Source organism: Methanobrevibacter sp. 87.7 (assembly GCF_002208625.1).
Lineage (GTDB): Archaea > Methanobacteriota > Methanobacteria > Methanobacteriales > Methanobacteriaceae > Methanarmilla.
The window spans coordinates 1-7,225 of the sequence record NZ_MRCT01000099.1 but is presented as its reverse complement, the minus strand read 5'-3'; the positions used below and the strand labels follow the sequence as shown (position 1 = coordinate 7,225).

General features: G+C 24.8%; 7 protein-coding genes. All 7 read right to left on the bottom strand.

Annotated features, from left to right (window positions below; translation table 11 throughout):
• Positions 1–131 precede the first annotated feature (131 nt).
• Positions 132–1,187 (bottom strand): anthranilate phosphoribosyltransferase, encoded by a 1,056-nt coding sequence (gene trpD, locus BGI41_RS05735; RefSeq protein WP_088539406.1) that lies wholly within the window; start codon positions 1,185–1,187, stop codon positions 132–134.
• A 12-nt stretch (positions 1,188–1,199) separates the two neighbouring features.
• The gene (trpA, locus tag BGI41_RS05730; RefSeq protein ID WP_088539404.1) at positions 1,200–2,012 is read right to left on the bottom strand and encodes a tryptophan synthase subunit alpha; all 813 of its coding nucleotides are present in this window, start codon (positions 2,010–2,012) and stop codon (positions 1,200–1,202) included.
• A gap of 25 nt (positions 2,013–2,037) precedes the next feature.
• Positions 2,038–3,219 carry a tryptophan synthase subunit beta gene (trpB, locus tag BGI41_RS05725; protein ID WP_088539402.1) on the bottom strand — a complete coding sequence of 394 codons (1,182 nt, stop codon included), beginning with the start codon at positions 3,217–3,219 and terminating at the stop codon, positions 2,038–2,040.
• Positions 3,220–3,393: 174 nt separating this feature from the next.
• Positions 3,394–4,059, bottom strand: coding sequence for a phosphoribosylanthranilate isomerase (locus BGI41_RS05720; protein WP_088539400.1), 666 nt, complete (start codon positions 4,057–4,059; stop codon positions 3,394–3,396).
• A 9-nt stretch (positions 4,060–4,068) separates the two neighbouring features.
• A complete protein-coding gene (locus BGI41_RS05715; protein ID WP_088539398.1) occupies positions 4,069–4,863 on the bottom strand; it encodes an indole-3-glycerol-phosphate synthase in 795 nt (264 codons plus the stop codon).
• A gap of 17 nt (positions 4,864–4,880) precedes the next feature.
• Positions 4,881–5,447, bottom strand: coding sequence for an aminodeoxychorismate/anthranilate synthase component II (locus BGI41_RS05710; protein ID WP_088539396.1), 567 nt, complete (start codon positions 5,445–5,447; stop codon positions 4,881–4,883).
• A gap of 8 nt (positions 5,448–5,455) precedes the next feature.
• Positions 5,456–6,841: an anthranilate synthase component I family protein gene (locus BGI41_RS05705; protein ID WP_198945423.1), complete on the bottom strand. Its 1,386-nt coding sequence runs from the start codon at positions 6,839–6,841 to the stop codon at positions 5,456–5,458.
• Positions 6,842–7,225: the final 384 nt, after the last annotated feature.

The window sequence follows — 7,225 nt, the reverse complement described above, 5'->3', positions numbered from 1 at the left end:
TTATTAAATGAGTAAAAAATTATATTTTTATTTTTATTTAGGATTAAAATAAGTTTTTTTTAAATATTTTATTTGAATTTAAGTAATTAAATTTTTTACTTTATTAAAAAATAAAAAATAATTTATAGTAATTATAACTTTTCATTACTATATTTAATTATTTTATTTAATTGTTCTTTAGCACTTCCATCTTCTACTAATTTTTTAGAAAGTTCTACTCCTTCTTTAAGATTTTTAACTTTGTCTGCAACATATAGCATAGCAGAAGAATTTATTAAAGCTAAATCTAATCTTGCTTTATTTTCTTTTGTTTCTTGCTTATTATCTAAAATATCTTTAATTATTTGTACATGTTCTTCTAATGTATCTGGTGCTTTTATGTAATCTGGATTTACAGTTTCACATCCAAAATCTTCTGGACTTATATATTTAATTTCAATTTTTCCATGATCAATAAATGCTACTTTTGTTTTTCCAATTATTGAGATTTCATCCATTGCAGGATTTCCATTTTGATCAAAACCATGTACAATCATTGCACGTTCTCTTCCTAAATTTACTAATACTTTAGAAATATCCTCAATAAGTTCTGGATCATATATTCCCATCATTTGTGCATTTAAATTTGATGGACAAATTAATGGTCCAAGTAAATTAAATACTGTATGTGTATTTAAACTTTTTCTTATTCCCATTACATTTTTTGTAGCAGGGTGATATATTGGAGCAAATAAAAATCCATAATTACAATGTTCTAATGAATTTTTATTAACTTCTGGTCCTGCAGTAATATTTACACCTAATGCTTCAAGTACATCTGCACCTCCACATTTACTACTTACACTACGGTTTCCATGTTTTGAAATTTCTGCTCCACCACTACTTGCAATAATTGATGCTGCAGTACTTACATTAAATGTTTTGAAAGTATCTCCACCAGTACCACATGCATCTAACATATAACCTTTAGGTTTATAATCAACATGTTGTCCATGATCTCTCATAGATTTTGCAAATCCTGTGATTTCAGGTATAGTTTCACCTTTAATTCTAAGTGCAATTAAAAATGCTGCTATAATGTTATCATTACATGTTTCATTTATCATATCATCCATACAAGCATATGCTTGCTCTTCAGTTAAATCATTTTGTTGATCTATTAAATCTTCAAATATTTCAGTAATCATATAATCATCATTTTATTCTTTTTTAGTAGCTTTTTTCATTGAATTAACATATTTTCCAATGTCTTTCAACATTTTTTCTTTATCATCTAAATTGTCTGCAATAATGTTTATAATTGCACTACCTACAATTGCACCATTTGCACCAGAACTAATAACTTCTTTAACATGTTCTGGTTTAGAAATACCAAATCCAACACATAATGGCATATCTGTGTGTTCTCTCATTCTTTTAATCATGTCTGTAGTATTATGTTCTACTTTATCTCTTGCACCGGTAGTTCCCATAACAGATACAGTGTATATAAATCCTCCAGCATAATCTGCAATTAATTTTAATCTTTCATTTGTTGTACTTGGTGCAGCAATAAATATTTCTTCTACTCCATATTTTTTAGATGCTTTACGTACATCTATTGATTCTTCTGGAGGTAAATCTGCTACAAGAACTGCATTTACTTTAAGTTTACTTAATCTTTCATAGAATGCATCAATACCATATTTATAAATAATGTTATAGTAAATAAGTAAACCAAATGGTTTATCTGTATATTCTCTTAATTCTTCAAGGAATTTAAAACATTTTTCTATGGTTGTTCCTGATTTAAATGATCTAATATCTGCATTCTGAACAGTTATACCATCAGCTACTGGATCACTAAATGGAAACCCTATTTCTAATGCATCTGCACCATTATCTAACATTGTTTTAGCGATTTCTATTGATGTTTCATAATCAGGATCTCCTACAACTAAGAATGGTATAAATATTCCTTCATTTTTAGCTTCTGCTTCTTTAAATGTTTCTTCATATGTTTTCATATTCATTGTATTAACCTTCCTAATTGTATAATTATACTTCTACTCCTAATTCTTTAGCAACAATGTTCATATCTTTATCTCCTCTTCCGGAAAGATTTACAATTATTGTTTTGCCTTTATTTTTTTCTTTTTTAGCATATTTAATTGCATATGCAACAGCATGTGCACTTTCAAGTGCTGGAATAATTCCTTCAACTTCACATAATGTTCTAAATCCATTAAGTGCTTCTTCATTGTTAACAGATACATATTCTGCACGGTTAATACTATCTAAATATGCATGTTCTGGCCCTACACCAGGATAATCAAGTCCTGCAGATACACAACTTGCTTGTTCAATTTGTCCTTCATCAGTTTGGAGAACTTTTGATAATGCACCATGTAATATTCCATCACTACCATTTTCAATAGTTGCAGCATTTTCATCAGTATCTGCACCTTTTCCTCCACCTTCAACTCCAATTAAATCAACATCTTCATCATCTATAAAACCTGAAAATATTCCCATAGCATTACTTCCACCACCAACACATGCAATAACAGTATCTGGAAGTTTACCTTCAATTTCTAAAATTTGTTTTCTTGCTTCTTTTCCAATTACACTTTGGAAATATTTAACCATTGTTGGGTATGGATGTGGTCCCATTGTTGTACCTATAAGATAATGGGTTGTATCAACATTTGAAATCCAATCTCTGAATGCTTCATTAATAGAATCTTTAAGAGTACAACTTCCTGCATCTACTGGAATTACTTCAGCTCCAGATAATTCCATTCTAAATACATTCATTTTTTGTCTTTCTACATCTTTTGAACCCATGTAAATATTAACATCTAATCCTAATTTTGCACCAATAACTGAAGTTGCAATTCCATGTTGACCTGCTCCAGTTTCTGCAATAAGTCTTGTTTTTCCCATATATTTTGCAAGTAATCCTTGTCCTATAGCATTATTTATTTTATGTGCTCCAGTATGTAACATATCTTCTCTTTTAAGGTAAATTTTACATCCTAATTTTTTAGATAAATTTTCTGCATAGTATAATCCTGTTGGTCTACCTGCAAATTCTTTTAAATATTTATTTAATTCTTTTTTAAATTTTTCATCATCTTTATATTTGTAAAAAGCTTCTTCTAATTCTTCAATAGCAGGCATTAATAATTCTGGAACATATGTTCCTCCATATTTACCAAATTTTCCATTATATTTCATTATTTTAACTCCTATTTTCTAATTTTAATTTTTATATATTTTAGTTAATTTTGATTTAATTAAAGATTTTATTTTAATTTATAGCTAAATATTAAATATCATATTTTAATTTTTATTTTAATTTTTTTATTTAACATATTTAATTTTACACTTAATTTAATTAAAGATTTTAATTTAATTTTTAATTAATTTAATAATATTTTTAATTTTTGATATATTCTTAATTCCTGGTGCATCTTCAACACCACTATTTACATCAATCATATCAAAATTGTTTAAATATTCAAAAATTTCTTTTAAGTAATCATAATTTAATCCACCTGCAAGTATTATATTGCATTTTGGGTTTTTATTTTTTATAATTTTACTTGCTTCTACTGCAGTTTCAATTGGTATATGTTTATTATTTCCTCCAGTTAAACCATCTTTAATATAATCAAGTAATATATTATCTACATACTCTGAATAATCTTCTAAATTATTTTTAATATCTTGATTAATTTTATCTTTAATACCAATTACCATTGTAATATTAATTTTATTATTTAATTTTCTTATTTTCTTAATATTTTCAATACTAATATTTGAATGGAATTGAACTCTGTTAATTCCAGTTTTAATTACTTTATTGTTAACTTTTACTGGATCTTCATCATCAATAATTAAAGTTAAGTATTTTTTACTTTCAAGATTATTAGTTAGTTTATTTATATTATCAATACTTTGGTAACGTTTTGATCTTTTAATATTAATAAAACCTAAATAATCAATGTTTAATTTAGATAATTCATTTACAATTTTTTTATCAGTCATTCCACAAATTTTAATTTTTATAGACAATTTAAACACCTATGGTTTTAAAACTTTATTTAAATTGTTAATATACTCTTTAGTTTCATTTGGATTTTTGCCTCTAAGAAGACTAGTACCAATTAATAATGCATCTGCACCATATGATTTTAAAAGTTTTGCATCTTCTATTGTTTCAACACCACTTTCAGATATTAAATAATTATTTACATATTGTCCTAATTCTTTTGTTGTATTAAAATCAATTGTAAAATCTGCTAAATTTCTATTGTTAATTCCAATTATTTCTCCATTTATATCATTTGCATATTCAATTTCTTCTTTACTGTGGCATTCAATAACAGAGTCAAGACCAAGATCTAAAGCAATATTTCTATATTTTTCAATATCAATACCAATATTACTAATTAATAATATACAACTTGCACCTGTAAGTGCTGCTTCATAAATCATATATTCATCAATAAAAAAATCCTTTCTTAATATTGGTTTATTTGTATTTTCTACAGCTTTTTTAAGATTGTTTAAATTACTTTTGAAGTACAACTCTTCAGTTAAACATGAAATCATATCTACAGGACTTTTATCATAAATATTTATAATATCTTCAACTTTAACTGAACCTATATCACCTTTAGAAGGGGATGCTGGTTTAAACTCTGCAATAAGTTTTGTACCTTTTGTATTTTTGAATTTTTCTTTAAATCTGAATTTTTTCTCTTTTGTTGAAATAAAATCTTCTGCTTCTTTTTTAATTTCTTTTAATGGTTTTTTAGATTTTGCTTCAGAAATTAATTTTTTCTTATTTTCAAGTATTTGTCCTATTTTATCCATTTTATTACCTTTAGATTTCACATATTTAAGAAATTTTGAACTATAATATCTGAATAATGTCCACCAATAGATTCTGGATGAAATTGAATACCAAAGGTAGGATATTTTTCATGTTCAATACTCATAATAATATTATCTTTATTATATGAGGTAACTTTTAATTCTTTAGGTATTGTTTCATTATCGCATATTAATGAATGATATCTTATTATATCAAATTCTTCTGGAACTCCTTCAAATAATACTGATTTGGAATGTTTTATTCTATCTTTTTTACCATGTACTGGTGTTGCTTTTTTTATTTTTCCACCATAAGTATAAAATATACCTTGATGTCCAAGGCAAACTCCTAGTATTGGAGTTTCTTTAAATTCTTTAATTACTTCACTACATATTCCAAAATCTTCTTTATTTGTAGCATTTCCAGGTCCTGGTGAAATAATAATATGACTTGGATTTAATTTTTTAATGTCTTCGATTTCTATTTTATCATTTCTTATAACTTTAATATCTTCCTCAAATTTTCCAAATAATTGGTATAGATTATATGTAAATGAATCATAATTATCAATAAGTAAAATCATATTATCACCTAATTTATAATGTCTCCAGATTCTTCAAGAGCAGTTACAATAGCTTGTCTTTTTCTTGCACATTCTTCATATTCATTTTCTGGTATAGAATCATATACTATTCCAGCACCTGCTTGAATTTCTGCAAGTTCTCCATTTGTTGTTAATGTTCTAATTGTTATTGCAAAATCAGCATTTCCATTAAGTGAAAAGTATCCTACTGCACCACCATATGGTCCTCTTGCAAAGTTTTCATTATCATTAATAATTTTCATAGCTCTTATTTTAGGTGCTCCACTTAAAGTTCCTGCAGGGAAAAGACTCATAAATCCATCTATAGCATCTAAATTATCTTTCATTTCTCCTGTAACATGACTTACAATATGTTGTACATGTGAAAATTTTCTAATACTGTATAATTCAGGTACATTAACAGTTCCTATTTTAGATACTTTTCCTACATCATTTCTTGATAAATCAACAAGCATTAAATGTTCTGCACATTCTTTTTTATCATTTAATAAATCTTTTTCAATATTTTTATCTTCTTCAGGAGTTTTACCTCTTGGTCTTGTTCCTGCAATTGGATAAGATTCAATATTTTTATCTTCAAGTCTCATTAACATTTCTGGTGAAGATCCTATGATTTCTCTATCTCCTAATTTTATGTGATACATGTAAGGAGAAGGGTTGATTTTTCTTAAATGTTCATATAATGGTAATTTACTACCTTTTAAAATATAATGTTCTGAATTTGATAATACAACTTGGAATATTTCTCCATTATTAATTGATTCTTTTGCTTTTTTAACAATATTTATATATTCTTCTTTAGTAAAATCATCTTTTTCTTTTTTATATTCTAAAATACCATTACTATGTACTTCTTTGTATATTTTTTCAATAAGTTCTTGTCTATCTTTATTAAATGTAATATATTTACAAGTATTATTTATTCTATATTGAATTACACAGTCTAAAAATAGTCCAAATTCAAAATCAGGATATAAACTTTTATGTGTTGGTATATCTTCTATGTATTTTATTGATTCATAAGAAACATAACCTAAAAGTCCTCCATAGAAACCTTTTCCTTTAAATTCAAAGTTAGTAAGTTTTTTTAATTCTAAAAATGGATTTTCACTTTTAAATTCAATAGTTTCTTTATCTGTTTTAACAGTTATTATATGATCTTGTACTTTTATTTTAGCAATAGGATCAAAACCAACTATTGAAAATCTTGAAAGTTTTGAATCGTTTTCCATAGATTCTAAAATAAATGCATCTTTATAATTATAATATAAATTTTTAAATAAGATGAAAGGAGATTCAATATTTATTTCCTTAATTTTTGGTTTTTCTGCAATTAAATCTTTTAATTCATCTATAATATTTTTTTTTGAAATAATATCACCTAATAAACTTGATTAAATAATGTATAAGTATAAATTTAAGTATAACATATTTTTTTTAATTTTTCTTTTGAAAAATTTAAAATTCTTTTATGTTTCCTATATATTATAATACTTTAAAGTAGTATTTAAAACTTTAGTGTACAAAAATGTACATTTATATTTTTTTAGTTTTTGTAATTTAAATAAAATTAGAATATTATTAATGAATTATATCATTTAAATTAGGTTTAATAATCTTATTTTTCTAATATGAATCTATTTTAATTAGATTTCAATAAATTTTAATAAAAATCTTTATTTAATAATATTTTTATTTTTTAAATTTAACAATTGTTATGTTTCAATATATTAAATAATATTTATATTATTATAATC